At 63.3% G+C, this 19,532-nt stretch carries 19 protein-coding genes, 3 tRNA genes and 2 pseudogenes; 9 read left to right on the top strand and 15 right to left on the bottom strand.

Annotated features, from left to right (window positions below):
- Positions 1-129: 129 nt before the first annotated feature.
- Together ACNH6H_RS20110 and ACNH6H_RS20105 are read left to right on the top strand one after the other, a co-directional pair.
- Positions 130-840, top strand: coding sequence for a FadR/GntR family transcriptional regulator (locus ACNH6H_RS20110; protein WP_418320073.1), 711 nt, complete (start codon positions 130-132; stop codon positions 838-840).
- A gap of 537 nt (positions 841-1,377) precedes the next feature.
- Positions 1,378-1,857: a hypothetical protein gene (locus ACNH6H_RS20105; RefSeq protein WP_418320072.1), complete on the top strand. Its 480-nt coding sequence runs from the start codon at positions 1,378-1,380 to the stop codon at positions 1,855-1,857.
- A gap of 182 nt (positions 1,858-2,039) precedes the next feature.
- On the opposite strand, the gene istB (ACNH6H_RS20100) is transcribed toward ACNH6H_RS20105, so the two are convergent.
- Positions 2,040-2,858, bottom strand: coding sequence for an IS21-like element helper ATPase IstB (istB, locus tag ACNH6H_RS20100; RefSeq protein ID WP_418317604.1), 819 nt, complete (start codon positions 2,856-2,858; stop codon positions 2,040-2,042).
- Positions 2,855-4,348 carry an IS21 family transposase gene (gene istA / locus ACNH6H_RS20095; protein ID WP_418317605.1) on the bottom strand — a complete coding sequence of 498 codons (1,494 nt, stop codon included), beginning with the start codon at positions 4,346-4,348 and terminating at the stop codon, positions 2,855-2,857. The genes istB (ACNH6H_RS20100) and istA (ACNH6H_RS20095) overlap by 4 nt, the downstream gene beginning before the upstream one ends.
- A gap of 116 nt (positions 4,349-4,464) precedes the next feature.
- Between istA (ACNH6H_RS20095) and istA (ACNH6H_RS20090) the strand changes: the two are divergent.
- The 5 genes and pseudogenes from istA (ACNH6H_RS20090) to ACNH6H_RS20070 form a co-directional block, all read left to right on the top strand.
- Positions 4,465-5,514, top strand: a pseudogene (gene istA, locus ACNH6H_RS20090) (IS21 family transposase); the annotation flags it as partial.
- Positions 5,515-5,579: 65 nt separating this feature from the next.
- A complete protein-coding gene (gene istB, locus ACNH6H_RS20085; RefSeq protein WP_418320071.1) occupies positions 5,580-6,365 on the top strand; it encodes an IS21-like element helper ATPase IstB in 786 nt (261 codons plus the stop codon).
- Between the two features lie 75 nt (positions 6,366-6,440).
- Positions 6,441-6,974 (top strand): 3-keto-5-aminohexanoate cleavage protein, encoded by a 534-nt coding sequence (locus ACNH6H_RS20080; protein WP_418320070.1) that lies wholly within the window; start codon positions 6,441-6,443, stop codon positions 6,972-6,974.
- Positions 6,975-7,304: 330 nt separating this feature from the next.
- A pseudogene (locus tag ACNH6H_RS20075) lies at positions 7,305-7,972 on the top strand (VOC family protein); the annotation flags it as partial.
- A gap of 314 nt (positions 7,973-8,286) precedes the next feature.
- Complete coding sequence (locus tag ACNH6H_RS20070) at positions 8,287-8,610, top strand: hypothetical protein (RefSeq protein WP_418321504.1); 324 nt, start codon at positions 8,287-8,289, stop codon at positions 8,608-8,610.
- On the opposite strand, the gene ACNH6H_RS20065 is transcribed toward ACNH6H_RS20070, so the two are convergent.
- Complete coding sequence (locus ACNH6H_RS20065; RefSeq protein WP_418320069.1) at positions 8,580-8,735, bottom strand: hypothetical protein; 156 nt, start codon at positions 8,733-8,735, stop codon at positions 8,580-8,582. The two genes, ACNH6H_RS20070 and ACNH6H_RS20065, sit on opposite strands and share 31 nt — an antisense overlap.
- Positions 8,736-8,988: 253 nt before the next feature.
- Here ACNH6H_RS20065 and ACNH6H_RS20060 point away from each other — a divergent pair, with 253 nt between their 5' ends.
- Complete coding sequence (locus tag ACNH6H_RS20060) at positions 8,989-9,120, top strand: hypothetical protein (RefSeq protein WP_418320068.1); 132 nt, start codon at positions 8,989-8,991, stop codon at positions 9,118-9,120.
- Positions 9,121-9,346: 226 nt separating this feature from the next.
- Here ACNH6H_RS20060 and ACNH6H_RS20055 read toward each other — a convergent pair whose 3' ends face one another.
- Positions 9,347-9,565 (bottom strand): helix-turn-helix domain-containing protein, encoded by a 219-nt coding sequence (locus ACNH6H_RS20055; RefSeq protein WP_418320067.1) that lies wholly within the window; start codon positions 9,563-9,565, stop codon positions 9,347-9,349.
- Between the two features lie 590 nt (positions 9,566-10,155).
- Here ACNH6H_RS20055 and ACNH6H_RS20050 point away from each other — a divergent pair.
- Entirely contained in the window at positions 10,156-10,965 is an 810-nt protein-coding gene (locus ACNH6H_RS20050) for a hypothetical protein (RefSeq protein WP_418320066.1), read from the top strand.
- Here the strand turns inward: ACNH6H_RS20050 and ACNH6H_RS20045 are convergent.
- The 11 genes from ACNH6H_RS20045 to ACNH6H_RS19995 form a co-directional block, all read right to left on the bottom strand.
- Positions 10,903-11,580 (bottom strand): plasmid pRiA4b ORF-3 family protein, encoded by a 678-nt coding sequence (locus ACNH6H_RS20045; RefSeq protein WP_418320065.1) that lies wholly within the window; start codon positions 11,578-11,580, stop codon positions 10,903-10,905. The genes ACNH6H_RS20050 and ACNH6H_RS20045 overlap by 63 nt on opposite strands.
- Positions 11,581-11,611: 31 nt before the next feature.
- Positions 11,612-13,195, bottom strand: coding sequence for an IS66 family transposase (gene tnpC / locus ACNH6H_RS20040; protein ID WP_418319047.1), 1,584 nt, complete (start codon positions 13,193-13,195; stop codon positions 11,612-11,614).
- A 63-nt stretch (positions 13,196-13,258) separates the two neighbouring features.
- Entirely contained in the window at positions 13,259-13,591 is a 333-nt protein-coding gene (gene tnpB / locus ACNH6H_RS20035; protein WP_418319048.1) for an IS66 family insertion sequence element accessory protein TnpB, read from the bottom strand.
- Positions 13,588-13,941 (bottom strand): IS66-like element accessory protein TnpA, encoded by a 354-nt coding sequence (gene tnpA / locus ACNH6H_RS20030; RefSeq protein ID WP_418319049.1) that lies wholly within the window; start codon positions 13,939-13,941, stop codon positions 13,588-13,590. Before tnpA ends, tnpB begins: the two co-directional genes overlap by 4 nt.
- Before the next feature lie 292 nt (positions 13,942-14,233).
- Positions 14,234-14,310: transfer RNA gene (locus ACNH6H_RS20025), tRNA-Asp, on the bottom strand.
- Between the two features lie 59 nt (positions 14,311-14,369).
- Positions 14,370-14,445, bottom strand: a tRNA-Glu gene (locus ACNH6H_RS20020).
- A gap of 43 nt (positions 14,446-14,488) precedes the next feature.
- A tRNA-Ala gene (locus tag ACNH6H_RS20015) sits at positions 14,489-14,564 on the bottom strand.
- An 80-nt stretch (positions 14,565-14,644) separates the two neighbouring features.
- The gene (gene gltX, locus ACNH6H_RS20010; RefSeq protein WP_418320064.1) at positions 14,645-16,066 is read right to left on the bottom strand and encodes a glutamate--tRNA ligase; all 1,422 of its coding nucleotides are present in this window, start codon (positions 16,064-16,066) and stop codon (positions 14,645-14,647) included.
- Between the two features lie 116 nt (positions 16,067-16,182).
- On the bottom strand, positions 16,183-17,424 hold the full coding sequence (locus ACNH6H_RS20005) for an O-succinylhomoserine sulfhydrylase (protein WP_418320063.1): 1,242 nt from the start codon (positions 17,422-17,424) through the stop codon (positions 16,183-16,185).
- Positions 17,424-18,953, bottom strand: coding sequence for an amidophosphoribosyltransferase (purF, locus tag ACNH6H_RS20000; RefSeq protein ID WP_418320062.1), 1,530 nt, complete (start codon positions 18,951-18,953; stop codon positions 17,424-17,426). The genes ACNH6H_RS20005 and purF overlap by 1 nt, the downstream gene beginning before the upstream one ends.
- Positions 18,954-18,998: 45 nt before the next feature.
- Positions 18,999-19,532, bottom strand: coding sequence for a CvpA family protein (locus ACNH6H_RS19995; RefSeq protein WP_418320061.1), 534 nt, complete (start codon positions 19,530-19,532; stop codon positions 18,999-19,001).

Below are 19,532 nucleotides of genomic sequence, written 5' to 3'. Positions count from 1 at the left end.
GCGAAATGGTAAGGCCAATTACGCAAAAATACAAGTTGGCCTGACAAAATAGGCCAATTCCGACGGGTTTTCTCGCTACACTTGGCGCAAAGGCGGGCCATTGGTAAGGCCGGAGGAAGATCCAAGGCCATGCTCGACCCGATCAAACCTGATGACAATCGGCGCCTGTATCAACGAATCGCCGACCAGATTCGAAGCCTGATCCTTGCCGGGGAATACCGACCAGGGACCAGGCTTCCTCCTGAACGCGAACTGGCGCAGCAACTGGGGGTATCGCGGCCGTCGGTGCGAGAAGCATTGATTGCTCTGGAAATCCAGGGCAATGTCGAGATCCGGATGGGCGCGGGCGTATACGTTTGCGCTCCACCAGAGCGAGCTGACCCCAGCACCGTCCCGATGGGTGAAAGCCCGATCGAGTTGATGCAAGCGCGCTACGCGATCGAAGGCACAGTGATCGAGATGGCCTGCGCGCTGGCAACGCCACCGCAACTGAGATCACTGGCGCAATCGATCGAAGCCATGCGTCTGGCAATCTTCGAACGTCGCGAGCCGTGGTTGCACGACCGGGAATTCCACGTCGGCATCGCGACCATCACCGGCAATTCGGTGCTCGTGCGCCTCGTCGGCGACATGTTCGATGAACGCCACAGCCCCATCTCGTCCAAGCTGCGCGGACGCGCTGAAAACACTCAGACCTGGACAGACGCGCTGCATGAGCATGAAGCTGTCTATCGAATGATGGAAAAGCGCGACGTATTGGAGGCCCAGACAGCAATGCGCACACACCTGAGCGCGTCGCAGCGTCGCTGGGTGGCAGTAAATCACGGTGATTGGCCTTGACCTCACGCCGCCATTGAAGATTGCCAGGACTCGTTATCGGCGAACGTAAATCAATCGTGCTGCAGCTCGCCCCAGTGCGATGCAAATCGCATCACATTCGGATGACTGGTTCCTGGATTGAGACTTCACTGCATGACGACCGCATCGCAGCGGTTCCGGTCGGTCGCTGATGGACGCCCAGTCCACGGTCTTGGCTCCATTGCGGCCATTGGGCTACCCACTTTGCAGTTGCCCCAGCGACTGGTGCGTATTTCGGCCAATCGTGACCGCTGATTTCGGCATCGTGACCGGTCATTTCGTTGTATCGTGACCGGCGCGCGTTTCGGGTCATCGTGACCGACCGTTTCGGCAACGTGACCGACCAATTCGGCATCGTGACCGCCTGTTTCGGCGATCGTGACCGCCGGCTTGATGCCTCCTGAGGAGGCGCCCGGACTCATCGACGGCACTGCGTAGAGAACGCAACCCTGGGCACCGTAGCCTCGGCGGATTTGCCGTCGAAGGAACGGGATGCCCCAGCAACGAATTTCTCTACCCATGATCAAAGATGTCATCCGCCTGAAGTGGCACGGCAAGCTCTCGCACGAGCAGATCGCGACCACCCTGAAGGTCTCCAAGGGCGTCGTCGCCAAGTACGTCAGCCTGGCCACCGTCGCCGGCCTGGACTGGCAGACCGTCCAACACTGGAATGAACGGCAACTGTCGAACGCGTTGCTGCCTCGCGCTGTCACCTCGCAGCCATTCGTCGAACCCGACTGGGGCTGCATCCATCGGGAACTCGACCGCAAGGGCATGACGCTGATGCTGTTGTGGCAGGAATACGTGGCCGCCCACCCCGAAGGCCGCACCTGGCGCTACACGCAGTTCTGCGAGCACTACAAGGCGTTTGCCCGCACGCTCAAGCGCTCGATGCGTCAGCACCGGCGCGCCGGCGAGAAGCTGTTCATCGATTTCGCCGGCCCGACCGTGCCCCTGACCGACGGCGCCCGCGCGCATGGCCGGCGTCAACTATCCTGACCGCTCGACGACAACTATCTTGGCCGGTGGAACGTGGGCGTAGTTGTCGTTGATCGGTGCCTTGGTTTTGGTTTTGTTGATCTCCTTCGTCGTCGAGCGGTGGGCAAGTCACGGACCCCGCAGGGGCTGTCCACAGGCTTGTCCTGTGGGCAGGTGACTTGTCCACCGCGGCTTCCCCGCGCTCAGGTTGCGTGGTCGGTCGCTGTAGTTGTCGTCGGTCTCGCGTTGGTCCTTCTCCCGCTGGGCTGTGCCGCGTGCGCCGCCCGTCGGCGATAGCTCTCCACATTCATTTCCAAGATCGTCGAGTGATGCACGAGCCGGTCGACTGCGGCCAGGGTCATCGCCGGGTCGACGAACACGTCGCTCCACTGCGAGAACGGCGTGTTGGCGGTGATCGCAAGGCTCTTGCGTTCGTATCGCTCGGCGATCAACTCGAACAGCACCGAGGTCTCGGCCTGATCGCGACGAACGTAGCTCAGATCGTCCAGGATCAGCAGGTCGAAGCGGTCGAGCCTGGCCAGTTCCTGCGGCAGCCGCAGGTCGCGCCGGGCCGCCTGCAGGCGCTGTACAAGGTCACTGCACCGGGTGAACAGCACCCGGCGCCCGGCATCGACGAGTGCGTGACCGAGCCCGCTCACCAGATGGCTCTTGCCGACGCCCGGCGGGCCGAACAGCAGCACATTGGCGCCGCGGTCGATCCACTCATGACCTTCGGCCAACGCCATCACCTGAGCCTTGGAGACGCTCGGTACCGCCGCGAAGTCGAAGCTCGACAATCGCTTGTCCGGCGTCAGGCAGGATTCGGCGCGGTGGCGGTCGATGCGGCGGAACTCGCGCTCGGCGATCTCATGCTCCATCAGCGCTTCCAGCAGCCGATGTCCGGGCCAGCCCTCACGGTCGGACTGCGCGCACAGGTCGTCGGCCAGTCGCTTGATCGTGGGCAGTCGCAGTTCGGTGAGCATCAGCGCCAGGCGCCCGGATGGCAGCGTCGTCGCACTCATGGCGACACCTCGATCAGTACGTCGTAGTCCTGCAGCGGCGGCAACTGCACCGACACCGCCGGCAATTCGACGATGGGCGGTTTCAGTAGCGCGCTCAGCGCATTCAGATCGGGCAATTGGTCGAGCTCGATCAGCTGCTCAAGTTCCTCGGCGAGTTGTGCCTCATGGCCGTCGGCGGCCAACGAGAGCAGGCCCACGATCGTCTTGCAGGCTTCGCGCTCTGCAAGTGCTGCTGACAGGCGTTCCCAGGTGCGGCGGTAGATGTCGCGGGGGAATACCGCATCGCGCAGCACCCAGCGGGCGAAGGCGCCGGGCTTGCGCCTGAGCGCGGCCACCAGGTGCCTATAGTCGATGTTGCGCGGGTGCCGCTGGCCGTCGCGGTGGGTCGCGCGGCTGCGCTCGAGCACGCATTGGCCGCCCAGCCAGCACTCGATGTGCTGCGCATACTGGCGAACCGTCAGGCGGTGTCCGATCAGTTGGCTTGGCGCGCTGTACTGCACGCCCTTGACGGTGAAGATGGCGTATTTGCTGACCCGCGCCGGGAACTCCTCGTACTCAGCCGTGCGGCGCGCCGGCAGCGGCCGTAGCATGGTCCGCTCGACGGCCAGCCGGGTGACGGCGCGGGCATTGAATCGCTGCACGATGGTCTCGACGAAGGCCTCGTAGTCGGCGCGCTCGTCGAAGCGACGGGTACCGCGCAACCGCAACGCCTGGTCGAGCGCGGTCTTGAGCGAATCGTGTCGCGACTCGATGGAGCCGTTCTCATGCGACTGGCTCGGATTGCAGCGGCTCGCGCGCATGCCGTAGTGCTGGCACAGACCCTCGTACCGGCGGGTCAGCTCCTGCGCCTCGGCCAGGTTGTTGAACGCCGCCGACAGGCTGTCGGTGCGATGCTCCTCCGGCACCCCGCCCAGCCGCCACAGCGCGGCCTGTAGTCCGCCGGACAACGCGGCGAAGCTCTCGCCTTCAGTGAGAACGACGGCGTGCCGCCATCCCGAATGCGCGAGCGCGAACTGGTACAGCCGGTGATCGAAAGCGACCCCGTCGATCTTCACCTGCAGGTCGTCGGCGACGGTGAAGTCGGACAGTCCCAGTCTGCCTGGCGGATGCTCCTGGGCGAAGTAAACGTCGCGTTCGGCGCCATGCACGGCGCGCCACTGGCGGACGCGGCGCTGCAGCGTACGAAGCACGGCACCTCCGTACTGGCCAGGATGCCGGCGCTGCAGTTCCTCCAGCAGCGTCACGGCGTTGAGTTGCGCGTCCGCCCGCAGCAGCGGGACGACTTCAGCCTCCCACACCTCGGCCAGTGGATCCGATCGGGTCCGCCAGCTCCTGGCTGGCCGTTGCGAAGGCAGTTGACCGGCATCTTCGATGCGTCGCGCACTGCGTTCGCTGATTCCCGCCTTGGCGGCGGCCGCCACCTGCGGGAGTTTGTTGCGATGTTGTTTGTACTTGAGCACTTGGTGGTCCGTGATTCTCTTGCCGGGCATTTCCGGGGTCTCGACGTGTTCGATGACCCCACGGTAAGCCCCGCGTCCCGGACCTGCCGGCTTCGGCCTCAACCGGCCAAGATAGTTGTCGTCAGCCGGCCAAGATCATTGTCGCCAACCACGCGCAGGTGTTCGTCTCGGCGATGGCGGCTTCCAGTTACGTCTTCGCCTGTGCCACCCCGGCCCAGCGACTGGACGACTGGATCGACTGCATGGTGCGGGCGCTGCATTTCTACGGCGGTGTGCCGCAGTTGGTCGTGCCGGACAACGCGCGCGCGGTCATCGCCTCGCCCGACCGCTACGAGCCGCGCGCCAACGACACGGTGCTCGACTTCGCCCGCTACTACGGCACCTCGGTGCTGGCTGCGCGCCCGCGAACGCCGAAGGACAAGGCCACCGCCGAGAGCTCGGTCCAGGTCGTCACCCGCTGGGTGCTGGCACGGCTGCGCAACCGGCGCTTCGACACCGTTGCTCAGGTCGATGCCGCCATCACCGAATTGCTGCCCAGCGTGAACGACAGACCGTTCCAGAAACTGCCCGGCAGCCGGGCCAGTGTCTTCGCCGAGGTGGATGCCCCGACACTGACGGCGCTGCCTCGCCAACCCTACGAACTCGCCCGGTTCAAGACGGTGAAGGTCCACATCGACTACCACGTCGAGGTGGTGGGCCACCGTTACAGCGTGCCGCACGCGCTGGTTGGTCAGGTTCTGCAGGCGCGGCTCACCCGCCACGGCGTGGAATTGCTGCTGCGCGGTCAGCGCGTGGCAGCCCACGCCCGCAACGAGCGCCGAGGCGGCTACACCACGGTGCAGGCCCATATGCCGGCGGCCCATCGCGCCCATCTGGAATGGACGCCGCAGCGGCTGATCGAGTGGGGCCAGCGCATCGGCATGGCCTGCGGCGAACTCGTCACCCGGCTGCTGCAGAACTACAAGCACCCCGAGCACGGCTACCGATCGTGCCTGGGGCTGCTGAACCTGTCGCGCCGGTATGGCGAGGCGCGGCTGGAGTCGGCCTGCGAACGCGCTCTGGCGCTGGGCGCCTTCCGCTACCGCCATGTGCGCGACCTGTTGGCCAACAACCGCGACCAGCTGCCGCCGGACACGGATGCGGAATGGACCAGCCCGGCCCACGCCAACCTGCGCGGACCGGACTACTACCAGTGAGAACGCACGACACCGCCCGAGCGATCCAACCAATGAACCCATCGAATCAACTGCACCCCCACGCCATGCTCAACAACGCCACCCTGGCCCAACTGCGCGCGCTCAAGCTGCAGGGCTTTGCCGACGCCTTGCAGCAGCAGCACGAACAGGCCGACTGCCTGAGCCTGTCATTCGACGAGCGGCTGGCCCTGCTGGTCGAGCGCGAGGTCTACGCCCGAGGCGACCGCAAGCGAGCCCGGCTGCTGCAGCGCGCCCAGCTGAAGTACCCCACCGCCACGCTGGAGGACGCCAGCTTCGAGGGCGTTCGCGGCATCGACAGATCCGCCCTGATGGGCGTCGCGTTGTCGACCTGGATCGAACGCGGCGAGACGCTGACCTTCGCCGGCGCCACCGGGCTGGGTAAAACATGGCTGGCCTGCGCGCTGGCCCAGTACGCTTGTCGCCAGGGGCACTCGGCGCTGTATCTGCGGGTGCCGCGTCTGGCCGAGGAGCTTCGCATCCTGCACGGCGCCGGCACCTTCCGGCGCTGGCTCGAACAGTTGGCCAAGGTCGACGTGCTCGTCCTCGATGACTGGGGAACGGGACCGCTCGACGCTGCCACCCGCGGCGACTTGCTGGAAGTCATCGACGACCGGGTGGGCCACCGCGCGACGATCATCACGCACCAGTTGCCGATCGAGCACTGGCATGCCTGGCTGGGCGACCCCACCATCGCCGACGCGATCCTCGACCGGTTGATGCAAAGCTGCCGGCGCTTCAACCTCGAGGGTGAATCTCGTCGCACCGGCAAGACCGCCCGATCTGCCGCCAGACCATCAAAAATAGTTCAGGAGGATCAGCCGATGACCTGATCGATCCGACCAACCGAACCTAAACTGAGCCCCCTGCGCAGCACCGCCATCGACACGGCGGTCACGATCACCGAAATGCGTGGTCACGTTACCGAAACGACGCCGAATTCAGCCCTCGGCGACTCGGTCACGATGGACCGAAATGGGCGGTCACGTTGGCCTAAATACGCACTGGCTGGCGAAATGCGCGAACACGGCATCAAACCGGAAGTCGAGGCCTTCGATCTGTCGATGATTTTCCAGGCCGCACGGATGGCGCGCGAGGGCCTGATCGCAGGCCCACTGCACGTGCAGTTCGTGATGGGAATCCGCAATGCGATGCCGGTCGACCGGGAAGTTTTCGAGTTCTACGTGCGCACGCTGGAACGGGTGTCGCCTGGTGCCACCTGGACCGGTGCGGGCATCGGCCGCGAGCAGATGACGCTGGCGCGCTGGTCACTCGAGTTGGGTGGCCACTGCCGCACCGGCATGGAAGACAACGTTCGCCTCGACCGCGACACCCTCGCGCCGTCGAACGCCGCGCTGGTGCGCGAGGTCGTTCATCTGTGCGAGCAGGCAGGCCGTCCCCCAGCGACACCGAAGCAAGCAAGAGAGCTGCTTCGATTGTGAGCAGCCGCTGGCCGGCCCAACAGCCACCTTCAAACAACTACATCAACGGAGCAACCACATGACACTACGACCCCTCGCGATCGCCCTTGGAATCCTCTTCGCTTCTGCCGCAGCCTCTGCCGAGCCGATCGTCTGAACCACACCGGGTTTCGAGGAGGCCTGTTGGGGTGTGAGTCAGGCCCGCATGGCCTAACCGGTTGGTATTGCAGTTCTCCTTTCCCTTTGTCCAGCCGTGCGCAGGGGCCGCCGGAGGACCCCCGCGGTTGGGCCATTTACTCATGGTTCAACCCCCTGCAGCTCGTACACAGCGGGCTCCGTCGTATCGCCAGCAGGCTGCCGTTGGGACACGGCCTGAAGATCGTCGACCACCTGACGCAAAACGGCTACCGTGGCCGCATGGCCGATTGAGCCGATTTACGAGAAGCTATTCAACTTCCGCGCGATTCGTTATTTCGACATCAAGGGCGATACACCGGTCTCACGAGCAAGGCGATGACCGCACCCGACGGCAAGATCCGCATCCCGCTCAACGAGTAGGCAGGCGGCGGCAGCGGCCAGATCGAAGAATTCCTGATGCAGTTCAACGACGAGGGCATCCAGCACATCGCACTGCTCACCCATGATCTGCATTCGTCGATCGACAGCCTGGCAATGGCCGACGTGCCGCTGATGAGCGCACCAAACAACGTCTACTACGAGATGCTCGAGAAGCGGCTGCCCGGACACGGCCAGCCGGTGGACAAACCGAAGACGCGTGGCATCCTGCTCGACGGCACCATGGAAGACGGCAACCCGCGGCTGCTGGCGCAGATCTTCAGCAGACGCTGCTCGGCCCGGTGTTCTTCGAATTCATCCAGCACAAGGGTGACGACGGCTTCGACTGCAACGGGCCGCACGCAAAAATTGGATCATCCAATTTCGAGGCCGAACTGCCGCTGTTATTGGCGCTCATCCGGACAACCGGGGCAGAGAATTTTCTTCCTCCATCCCCACGTTAATGCAACATTTCGTTGACACGTTAATGTACAAGTCCGTTGGACCGTTATGTACAAGTTTCCAGGCCTCTCGTGCGCTGCTGGGCTGGCACGCTGAGGGACTGCCAATACGCTGGACAGCTTCATTAGTTCAATAATTGGACGATCCAATCGGCTGGCTCCGAGTTTTGGACCCGGCTGGTTGACGACATGCGATCGTTTCCTGGAAGGCCCAGTCTCTGAATCCGTACGACTGGTACCAGCCAAGGAAATCAATTGACTATCCAATAGTGCCGCTTCACTAGCTGCGCACATAGGCCAGTTGACCCATGCCATCAATGTACCGCTGGCTTTCACCCTATTTCGAGCTGCCGGCAATCGCCTCCGTGGTCGCGCTTTCAGCGAAACCGCCGGCACCCTGGTCGATGCCACGCATTGATCACAACGGTACATTTGCTCGACGACATGTCAACAGAAGATTTCGGTGCCTGCGTCTGGAATCCGTCAAGGATCAGCACCCCAAGATGTTTCCGCTTCCCACGACGCTGAAGGCGCGGCATCCAGCAGCCCGTTCTTCTACCGAAACCAAGCTGAAGCGCCAGTCCAGGCTGTTGCCGTCGAGCGTGCGCGCTCACGTGCCCGCGCCGATTTTCGCGGGTTGATCGATCGGCAACTTGTGCGTGATGATCGGTCGCGAAGTGGCCGACCGGTCGTCAATGACCTCCAGCAAGCTGCCGCGGCTGGCGGCGTCGAGCGGTCCAGTTTCCCAGTCATCGAGGACGAGCACGTCGATTGGGCCAACTGTCCGAACCAGCGAACCAGCGCTGAAAGGTGCCGGCGCCGTGCAGGATGCGAAGCTCCTCGCCCGGAAGCGGCACCCGACCACAGCGCGTCAGCTGATGGCCGAGTACCTGCAGTCCTTTGGCTTCGGCCCGACTGAGAGCCGATGCGCTTCTCCCTGAAGGAGCCCGACGGCGAGCCGCCGGCCGCCGATTCGGCGTTTCCACCGGGAGCCCACGCCACGCCGTGCGCGAAGAGAAGTGGCCTTCCTGCTCGAGCAGAGCGGAAAAACGAACTTTCAGAACGGCGGCAGGCTGGGCTACGTCACGGTTGGCGAGTACGGTGATTCCGGAGACTCTGCCCACCATCAGGAGGGCAAACCGATGGCCTGATCGATTCGCCCAAACCAACCGCAAGCTATGACCCCTGCGCAGCACCGCCATCGAACACGGCGGTCACGAACACCGAATGCTCTCAGGCGACATCGCAAATTGACCCCCGCGGGTGCGGCCAAGAACTGAGATCGGTTGAGACAGGGCACGCACATGCTGTTGGCGGCTACTGGTGAGGTCAACCGGCCAGAACCGGCAGGAGAGATTGAGGACGAGAAGACGACCCTTATTCCACTCGTTCCACCAGGTCCTCGATCTTGCAATCAAAAAATCCGCATAGACGATCCAGGATGTCGGTGCTGGTGCTGTATCCGCGCTGATTGAGGATTTTCGACAGCGTCGATCTGTTAATGCCCGTGGCTTCAGTGACCTCTTGCAGGGTTATGCGGCGCGCCTGATGAAACTGAAGGCGCTCGATCTGCTCGGCAAGCTTGAAACGAATCATGTGTCAAAAAAACTACATACGTTGACTTAGATCACCATTCGTGGACAAAACTTGCCACAGAACGTCTATCATTGATATCAAATGTCGCGATAGATGCACATTTGATGATTTGACTAACCAGGAGCATAGCATGCAGTCAACGCCCTATTCCGTTCCCACGGGTTCGCACGCGATCCAAAAATTTGCTGTCGGAGGCGTCAATGCAAAGGCCTAAGGGGATTTGTATCCAGGTATGGGTCGTCTTCCGCAGACCCTCCCCGTTTGACACGGTCATGGAAAGCTCTCTTGTGTCGGTGAGGCAGCCGAACAACGGGACACCGACACTCCCTATCGGAATGGACACTGCAGACGGGCTCGAAAACCCCGGCCTCGCCTTGCTGTCATGGCTTTACGGAGTCGGACGCATCAGTTCGCAGGACTATCTTCTTGCCGTCGAACTGTCAGCTGTTCCTCAGCCTTTGCATTGAAAGAATCCGATGCGAGTTCATCGAACACAGGTTGAGAGTCCCCGTGCCGCTGTCTACCTCTTCCAGAGAATCGATCGCCGACGGTTCAAGCTCGGCTGGGCGTTCAGTCCTGCCAAACGTGTTGTGAAACTGCCCGAGTTTGCAGCCGGTCAGATCGACATCGTTGGGTGTCGCATCTTATGGCTTCCAAGCAGGCGCCGTGCAGAACAGATCGAGCAGGCCATGCACAAAATCCTTGCCCCCTATGCGGCAGATCCCGGCCACCGGCTCGATGGCGCAACGGAATGGTTCGAGCACGGTGCGCTTCACCTTGCTTTGCAAGCGCTCACGACCATGCCGACATCCGATCCGACGGGACGTCCTGCGCGGCTTGTCGCGCTGACTGAGCCGCCGCCGAATACTCTCGATACACTGGAAGCGCATGGACCCATGGAAGCATGGTGGCGTCTCGAGGACCTCTGGACGCGACTGTCAATGCTCTGCACCCTCGACGTTGTGTTCCGCGACGCCTGCTACTTGGTCGTGCTGCGCGGATTTCGCAATGTCTTTCATGGGCCGGTTGGTGAATTGCGCGGTGTGGTGATGGACATCACCACGTATCGGTGGCAAGTAGGTGACGAATTCGGCAGCTTCGTCCAGCTGATGGACTTCGATGGCGACGACCTCGTCTTGACGCTCGCGACGATGCCCGCGATGCAGCGTTGGCCTGACGGCGTCAGCCTCACCTGGCAGGTGCGTGGATGCCTGTTGAAATTGCAGCGACAGATCGATGCCGTGAAGACCGCTGCGGCGAAGTCGGAACAAGCCGCCGCTGCTTTCGCAAACGAATTCGGCAAAGCGAAAAGAGCGCGCAACATCATCTTCGAACGATCACGAAGACGGTGCGTATGCGTCCGGGCAAGTCATCTTGACGACTTGGCGGTGAGCGCATAGTTGCGTCAGTCGCCTGTCATCAGCCACATCCTGATCGCTCGATTGGCCGAGTTGACGTCGAAGCCAGTCGGATCGAACGGCCCGCCCCACCAGCGCCACATGGCGTCGTGCTCTTCGTGCGATGGGTCGCGAATGGCCCAACTCCGCATAGCCGGGGATTCCTCCGACGTCTTCTGGCGGACAGGCGTTTGCTCCTGCGAGGCACATCGGTCCGAGGTACAGATCCTCGGTCGCGACCATGACCATCTGCACCTTCACGTCGTGTTCCCAGCTGTCGCCGAAGTCGTATTCGTAGATGAAGCTCTTGACGGTGGTGCCGATCACCTGGTCGAGAGTGAACTCTCCGTCAGGCAAGGTTGGCAACTCGGCGGCGAATTCGTCGTCGGGCTCGCCATATACCCGACCGTCCACGGTGAACTGGTGCAGGTGACTGTTGGTCCAGCCCATGGCAGTCTGGATGACCCGGTCGAGGTCCGCCAGGGTCATGTTGCCCGGAATGACGATCTGGCAGATCTGGCGCCACACGGTCGGCTCGCTTTCGACGAGCGTGACCAGGAGCTGATAGGCGTATTTGGCCTTGCGTCGTTTGGGGGCAGCAGTCTTGCGCGATGGCATCCGCAAAGCGTAGCAGCCTAACGGCGGTACTTCAGTCTGCAGGCTGCCAGCAGTGCGGCAACAATTCCTCGATTCGACTGGCGGGCTGCGTCGGCAGCCGCTCGAGCACGTCCTGCAGGTAGGCACGCGGATCGTGCCCGTTGATCCTGGCCGAGTGCACCAGACTCATGACCGCCGCGCCGCGCTTGCCGGCGCGCAGGCTGCCGGCAAACAGCCAGTTGGCTCTTCCAAGCGCAATCGGGCGAATCTGGTTCTCGACCCAGTTGTTCGAGATCGGCAGGTCGCCGTCGCCGATGTACCGCGTCAGCGCCGCCCAGCGCTTGAGGCTGTAGTCGATGGCCTTGGCGGTGGCCGATCCATCCGGAACCTGCAGGCGCTGCCGGATCAACCATCGGTGCAGCGCCGCGGCAACGCGGCGTGATTTGCGCTGCCGGATTCGTCGTCGCTCCTCGGCCGTGCACTCGGCAATGTCGTCTTCGATCCGGAACAGCAACTGGAAGTACCTCAGTGCCTGCTCGCCCACCTTGCTCTTGTGGTTGGCCCACAGCTCATGGAATTTACGTCGCGCGTGAGCGACGCATCCGGCTTCGGTGACGCCGCGCTCGAAGGTGGCCCGGTAGCCCGAGAAGCCGTCGGTGACGAGCGTGCCCTTCCATGGCTTGTCTCCCTCCAGCCCCAGGAAGTCGCGCACGTTCTCGCCGCTGCGCGTTTCGGCGAAGTTGAAGACCACCGCCTTCGTCGCGTTTAAGCGGGTCGTGCAGTAGGTCCAGATGTAGGCCTTGTGGGTCTTCTTGTTGCCCGGCTTGAGCATCGCCACCGGCGTTTCGTCGGCGTGCAGCACATCGTGGCGCAGCAGCTCGGCCGACAGCGCGTCCACCAGCGGTTGCAACTGCGCGCCGCATTCACCGACCCACTGCGCCAGCGTCGAGCGCGCGATCGCCATGCCCGCGCGCTCGAAGATGTGCTCCTGCCGGTACAAGGGCAGGTGATCCAGAAACTTCGCCACCAGCACCTGGGCCAGCAGCCCGGCGGTGGGGATGCCCTTGTCGATGATGTGCGGCGCCACCGGAGCCTGCACCAGCTTCTGGCAACTCGCGCAGGCCCACTTGCCGCGCACATGGCGTTCGACGGTAAAGACGCCCGGCGCGTAGTCCAGCTTCTCACTGACATCCTCGCCGATGCGCTTCATCTGGCAGCCGCAGCCGCACACCGTGCTGTCGGGCTCGTGGCGCAGTTCGCGGCGCGGCAGGTGCGCAGGCAGCGCTTCCCGCTTGGGCTGCCGCTTGTCCTTCTTGTCCTTGCCTTTGCCGTCGTCGCTGGCCCGATCGATCTCCTTGCAGGCCTCGGCAATGTCGGTGTCCAGCGTCTCTTCCAGGAGGCTCTTCTGCTCCGCGTTCAGACCGGCACAGAACTTCTCACTGCTCGCGGCGAACTTCAACCGCTTCAGCGCCGCAAGCTCGTGCGTAAGCTTGTCGATCTGCGCCTGCTTGAACGCCACCTCGCGCTGGCGCCGCTCGAGCAGTTCGTCCTTGGCCGCCGCTTCGGACATCATCGCCAGCAGCGCCTGGCGCAGCTGCTGCGGATCGAGGGAGTCGAGTTGCTGTGGGGCGATCACAGGCCGTGATCGTGCCGCATCGATGCGCTGTTGCACATCGGCAGAAGCGACTATTGCGCCGCTCTACAGAACCCGAATGATTCCGGCCTCGCCCACGCGCTGCCACGGCAGGCCAAGCACCAGCGCATCGAACTGCGCTCGACTGAGCGAGGCCGTCGCCGCCGCATCCTTCGGCCAGACGAACTTGCCGCTGTTCAGGCGCCGAGCGGCCAGCCATACACCGATGCCATCGTGCACGAGCACCTTCATCCGATTGGCACGGCGATTGGCGAACAGGTAGGCGTGGTGCGGGCGGGCCTCGCCGAACACCGTGACCACCCTTGCCAACGCGGCTTCCGTGCCGGAGCGCATGTCCAGCGGCTCCACGGCCAGCCACAACGAGTCGACACGGATCACCGCAGCAACTCGCGCATCCAGCTTGCACACTCGGCGGCCGCGGCGATCGGCCAAGTCACGATGATCGTCGTCGCGCCGCGGCGGAGTTCGATGCGCAGATCGGGCAGCGGTTGCGGGCTGCTGGGCAAGGCCACGGGAATGAACGCTGGCGCTTGGCTCACCGCAGCGACCGGCGACTCGCTTCGCTCAGCCAGCCGGCGCCACTTGTGGACCAGGTTGGTGTTCAGGCCGTTGTTCATCGCAACCTGCGCCACCGAGGCGCCCGGCTGGCGACACTCCTGCAACACTCTTTGCTTCAACTCGCGATCGTGGCGACGCCGAACCGCGATCCCTGTCTTGGCCTCTTCCATGGGGTCCACCTACCTCCTTGGTGGACACCATCGTCTCCGACGTCGCCGGACGACTCAAGATGACTTTGCCGGACGGATACGACGGTGCATTCCCTGGTCGCGTCAAGAATGGCAAGCCACTCGCTGCGGCGCGGGAAAGTAGCGCATCCACGCCAAAGAAGCACAGCACCGTTGCAGAAAACCTAGTAGCCGGCGATGATGGCTTCAGCGCCGGAGACCCGGCCATATTCCAATTTGGAATAAAAAATGCCCACATGTTAGTGGGCACTTTCGAGGAGAACCTCATGAATATTGGCGGAGTGGACGGGACTCGAACCCGCGACCCCCGGCGTGACAGGCCGGTATTCTAACCAACTGAACTACCACTCCATGTGGCTTCCACTGCGCTGCTGCGCGGTGCAAGTGCCACCGAACTTGGCCAAAAAATTTGGCGTCCCCTAGGGGATTCGAACCCCTGTAGTCACCGTGAAAGGGTGGTGTCCTAGGCCTCTAGACGAAGGGGACAGAAACCTGTTCCAGCAATTTACTCTCTCGAACTGCGCTTGTCTGGTGGAGGTAAGCGGGATCGAACCGCTGACCTCTTGCATGCCATGCAAGCGCTCTCCCAGCTGAGCTATACCCCCGGTGGTGCAGGCCGATCTGATCTCTTTCGAACTCATTTCAAACTGCGCCGCGCTGTTCAAGCGAGACCAAGAGTATATCCTCATTTTTTGGCTTTTTGCAAACGCGCGACAACAATGTTGCATTCAAACAAGGCCAGCACCGCATCGACCGATGGTGTTTGCGGGCGGCCGCAAACGAGCACACGAACCGCGGTCGCGAGTTGCGGCATCTTCAGTCCGAATTCGCCGAGTGTCTGCTTGATCGCAGTGGCAATACCGGCCTTGTCCCAGCTCACATCGGGCAGTCGTTTGGCCAGTGATTCGATCGCCGGCAATACGGCCGGCGTGACATGATCTTCGAGGTCCTGCGCACTCGGTTCGACCGGTCTGGCCAGCATCTCGAGCCACTCGGCCAGTTCGACGGTCGTCGCGCAGCGGTCCTTGAACAGGTTGATCGCAGGCTCAAGCCAGGCCGCGTCCGCAGCGACATTTGCGCCGCGGCGCTGCAGCTGCTCAATGACCAACGGTGTCAGCCGCGCCGCATCGGCGGCCTTGATGTGCTGCGAGTTGACCCAGCGCAGCTTGGCTTCGTCGAACTGCCCAGCACTCTTGCCGAGGTGATCGAGGTTGAACCATTGCAGCAACTGCTCGCGGCTGAAGATCTCGTCGTCACCGTGGCTCCAGCCGAGCCGCGCCAGATAGTTGACGACTGCATCGGCCAGGAAGCCTTCGTCGCGGTATTGCGTCACCGGCTTCGCGCCGTGGCGCTTGCTCATCTTCTCGCCCTGCTCGTTCAGCACGGTCGGCAGGTGCGCATAAACCGGCGGCACGGCGCCGAGTGCGCGCAGGATGTTGATCTGCCGCGGCGTGTTGTTGACATGATCGTCACCGCGGATCACGTGCGTGATCGCCATGTCGATGTCGTCGACGACGACACAGAAGTTGTAGGTCGGCGTGCCGATGCCGTCTTCACCGGCATCGGCCGGTCTCGCGATGACCAGGTCGTCGAGTTCGTCGTTGCTGATCTCGATCCGGCCCTTGACCTTGTCTTCCCAGACCACCGTGCCGCCCTGCGGATTGCGAAAGCGGATCACCGGCGCGATGCCATCGGGAACCGACGGCAGCGTCTTGCCCGGTTCGGGCCGCCAGCGGCCGTCGTAACGCGGCTTCTGCTTCGCGGCGAGTTGGCGCTCGCGCAGTTCATCGAGTTCGGCCGGCGTCACATAGCAGCGATACGCCAAGCCGCTGTCGAGCATCTGCGCCACCACCTGCCGGTAGCGGTCCATCCGCTGCATCTGGTAGTACGGGCCCTCGTCAGGCGTCAGCCCGAGCCACTGCATGCTCTGCAGGATCACGTCGACCGCTTCCTGCGATGAACGCTCGATATCGGTATCTTCGATGCGCAGCACGAACACACCGTTGTTGGCGCGCGCATAGGCCCACGGAAACAGCGCCGAGCGGATATTGCCGAGATGGATGAAACCCGTCGGCGACGGGGCAAATCTGGTGCGTACTTGTGTCATGTCACGTTCAATTCAGGGCGCACGAAGCGCCGGGGCATCGAGGCGCTCGAATCAATCAACCATCCTCGCTCTGCAAGGATGTGGGACGCGCCGCAGGCGCTCCGTGGCTGGGCCATTCAGCCGATCAGATCGAGCCCGCGCGCCAGATCGTCCTGCAGGTCGTGCACATCCTCGAGGCCGACCGCGACACGGATCATGCCTTGCGTGATGCCCGCAGCCTGCCGCTGCTCCTCGGTCAGCCGACCGTGCGAGGTGCTTGCCGGATGGGTGATCGTCGTCTTCGTATCGCCGAGGTTGGCAGTGATCGACATCACCTTCACCTGGTCGATCACCTGGAAGGCCTGGCGCCGCGCCTGCCCCGGCCCGCCCTGCTGCTCGCCGCGGACGATGAACGACACGACCGCGCCGCCGCGCCCCGATTGCTGCGCCATTGCCAGCGCATGCTGCGGATGCGAGGCGAGCCCGGGATAGAAGACACGTTCGACCGCCGGCTGGTCCTCGAGCCACTGCGCCAGCGCTAATGCACGTTCGCTCTGCGCAGCCATCCGGATCGACAGTGTCTCCAGCCCCTTCAGCACCACCCAGGCGTTGAACGGCGACAGGCTCATGCCGGCGCTGCGGATCACCGGCACGAACTGTTCATCGATCAGCTTCGCGGCGCCGCAGACCGCGCCGGCCAGCACACGGCCCTGGCCGTCGAGGTATTTGGTACCCGAGTGGATCACCAGGTCGGCACCGAGTTCGATCGGCCGCTGCAGGACCGGCGAACAAAAGCAGTTGTCGACCGCGAGCAGCGCACCGGCTTCGCGCGCGACTTCCGACAGCGCCCGGATATCGCAGACCTCGGTCAGCGGATTGGTCGGCGACTCGGCAAACAGCAGCCGCGTATTCGGCTTGACCGCGCTGCGCCACTGCGCAACGTCGGTCTGCGAGACGAAGGTCGTCTCGATGCCGAATTTTGCAAACTCGCGGCTGAACAACATGATCGTCGAGCCGAAGACGCTGCGCGAGCAGACGACATGATCGCCGGCCTTCAGCACCGCCATGCCGAGCAGCAGGATTGCGCTCATGCCGCTGGCCGTTGCAATGCAGGCCTCGGCGCGTTCGAGCGCGGCAAGCCGGCGTTCGAACATCATCACCGTCGGGTTCGAGAACCGCGAATAGGTGAAGGCTTCTTCCTCGTTCGCGAATCGCGCCGCCGCACTGGCAGCATCGGGTTGCACGAAGCTGCTGGTCAGGAACAGCGCTTCGGAGTTTTCACCCCAGGCGGTTCGCGGCAGGCCTTCGCGCACCGCCAGCGTATCGAGCCGCACCGTCTTCGGCAGGTCGACTCGGGGAATCGTCTTTTTTGTTTCCATCAGGACCGCTCCGTCGCGCTCTGCAAGGCCAGCCGGCTGCGTGGCGATTCATTGCCTTCGTCGTCGTCGGACTGGCCGCCGCGTTGCGCCGCCATCCGGTCGAGATCGTTGGCGCTGACGTCGCCGGTCACGTAATTGCCATCGAAACACGAGGCCTCGAAGCCGTCGAGCTTCGGGTTCAGTTCGCCGACGGCCCGCTTCATCGCCGCGACGTCCTGGTAGATCAGCGCATCAGCACCGATGAACTGGCGGATCTCCTCGATGCTGCGCTCGTGGGCAATCAGCTCGCCAGCGGTCGGCATGTCGATGCCGTAGACATTCGGATAACGCACCGGCGGCGCGGCCGATGCCAGATAGACCTTGCGTGCACCGGCCTCGCGCGCCATCTGCACGATCTCCTTGCTGGTCGTGCCGCGGACGATCGAATCGTCGACCAGCAGCACATTGCGGTCCTTGAATTCGCTGGCGATCGCATTGAGTTTCTGGCGCACCGACTTCTTGCGCATGCCCTGCCCCGGCATGATGAAGGTGCGGCCGACATAGCGGTTCTTCACGAAACCTTCGCGATAAGGCTTGCCGATCTTCTGCGCCAGCTGCATCGCCGATGGGCGGCTCGATTCGGGAATCGGAATCACGACGTCGATCTCGTTTGGCCGGATCGTCGAGATCAGCCGCTGCGCCAGCGTCTGCCCCATGTTCAGCCGCGCCTGGTAGACCGAGATGCCGTCCATCACCGAATCCGGACGCGCCAGATAGACGAATTCGAACATGCAGGGATGCAGCGCCGCATGGCTTGCGCACTGGCGGGTCTCGAGACGGCCATCGAGGTCGATGAAGATGGCCTCGCCCGGCGCGACATCGCGCAGCAGCGGATGGCCGGTGCCTTCGAGCGCAACCGATTCGCTGGCGACCATCACTTCACGGCCGTCTGCGGTCTCGATCTCGCCATAACACAGCGGGCGGATGCCGAACGGATCGCGGAAGGCCAGCAGGCCATGGCCGGCGATCAGCGCGATCACCGCATACGAGCCCTTGATCCGCTTGTGCACCGCGCTGACCGCGGCAAAGATCGCATCGTTGCTCAGCGGCTGGTCGCCGACTGCGCGTTGCAGTTCGTGAGCCAGCACATTGATCAGCACCTCGGTATCGCTGTCGGTATTGATGTGGCGGCGATCGACCTGCTCGAGCTCGCTGCGCAAGGCCGGCGCATTGGTCAGGTTGCCGTTGTGCACCAGCACGATGCCGAACGGTGCATTGACATAAAACGGCTGCGCCTCTTCCTCGCTGTACGAGTTGCCGGCGGTCGGATAACGCACCTGGCCCAGACCCACGGTGCCCGGCAATGCGCGCATGTTGCGGGTGCGGAAGACATCGCGAACCATGCCGCGCGCCTTGTGCATGAAGCACTTCGTGCCCTGCATCGTGACGATGCCTGCGGCATCCTGACCGCGATGCTGCAGCAGCAGCAATGCGTCGTAGATCAGCTGGTTGACCGGTGTTCTGGAGATGACTCCAACGATGCCGCACATGGGGTGGTCCTCGGTTGCAGGCCGTATTGTCTCAAGAGCGCGGAGTCAGGGCGCCATCCACCGATGAAGACCGGGCGGCAGCAATGGCTTGATCGACAGGATGGCCTCATTGAGCTTCGGCACCAGCTGCGAACGTTGCCAGGGTTGCGATTTCGCCCACGGCGTCAACGCGACGACGACGGCAATCGCCAGCAGCAGCAAGATACCGCGGGCCAGACCGAAGAAGCTGCCGAGCAGGCGATCGAGGCCGCTCAGCGGCGTCGCCCGCACCAGCAGCCGGATCAGGTGCGACAGCAGATTCCACGCGATCAGCACGCCGGCAAAAACCAGCGCAAACGACAGCAAGGGCATCACCGCTGCGCCGGTCGCAGGATCGGTCGGCAAGGCATCGGCCGACCACAACGGCGGCAGGCGCGGCGAATAGATGTAGGCGGCGGCATAGGCCACCAGCCAGCCGGCAAGCGACATCACCTCGTAGACGAGGCCGCGCAGCGCGCCGAGCACCACCGAGATCAGCAGTGCCGCAAGCAGCACCGCATCGACGGCATTGAAGGCGTTGAAAAAGTCCGGGCTTGCCAC

Origin of the sequence: Pseudideonella sakaiensis (assembly GCF_048320135.1) — a bacterium.
Classification (GTDB): Bacteria; Pseudomonadota; Gammaproteobacteria; order Burkholderiales; family Burkholderiaceae_C; genus Ideonella_A; species Ideonella_A sakaiensis_A.
The sequence above is the reverse complement of the archived record's forward strand: the minus strand, read 5'-3'. Positions and strand labels throughout refer to the sequence as shown.

Excerpts from the sequence above, each read along its gene's own strand:
- ACNH6H_RS20110 (WP_418320073.1), top strand. The coding sequence starts at position 130 with ATGCTCGACCCGATCAAACCTGATGACAATCGGCGCCTGTATCAACGA.
- ACNH6H_RS20105 (WP_418320072.1), top strand. The coding sequence starts at position 1,378 with ATGATCAAAGATGTCATCCGCCTGAAGTGGCACGGCAAGCTCTCGCAC.
- istB (WP_418317604.1), bottom strand. The coding sequence starts at position 2,858 with ATGAGTGCGACGACGCTGCCATCCGGGCGCCTGGCGCTGATGCTCACC.
- istA (WP_418317605.1), bottom strand. The coding sequence starts at position 4,348 with ATGCCCGGCAAGAGAATCACGGACCACCAAGTGCTCAAGTACAAACAA.
- istB (WP_418320071.1), top strand. The coding sequence starts at position 5,580 with ATGCTCAACAACGCCACCCTGGCCCAACTGCGCGCGCTCAAGCTGCAG.
- ACNH6H_RS20080 (WP_418320070.1), top strand. The coding sequence starts at position 6,441 with ATGCGTGGTCACGTTACCGAAACGACGCCGAATTCAGCCCTCGGCGAC.
- ACNH6H_RS20070 (WP_418321504.1), top strand. The coding sequence starts at position 8,287 with ATGTACCGCTGGCTTTCACCCTATTTCGAGCTGCCGGCAATCGCCTCC.
- ACNH6H_RS20055 (WP_418320067.1), bottom strand. The coding sequence starts at position 9,565 with ATGATTCGTTTCAAGCTTGCCGAGCAGATCGAGCGCCTTCAGTTTCAT.
- ACNH6H_RS20045 (WP_418320065.1), bottom strand. The coding sequence starts at position 11,580 with ATGCCATCGCGCAAGACTGCTGCCCCCAAACGACGCAAGGCCAAATAC.
- tnpA (WP_418319049.1), bottom strand. The coding sequence starts at position 13,941 with ATGGAAGAGGCCAAGACAGGGATCGCGGTTCGGCGTCGCCACGATCGC.
- gltX (WP_418320064.1), bottom strand. The coding sequence starts at position 16,066 with ATGACACAAGTACGCACCAGATTTGCCCCGTCGCCGACGGGTTTCATC.
- ACNH6H_RS20005 (WP_418320063.1), bottom strand. The coding sequence starts at position 17,424 with ATGGAAACAAAAAAGACGATTCCCCGAGTCGACCTGCCGAAGACGGTG.
- purF (WP_418320062.1), bottom strand. The coding sequence starts at position 18,953 with ATGTGCGGCATCGTTGGAGTCATCTCCAGAACACCGGTCAACCAGCTG.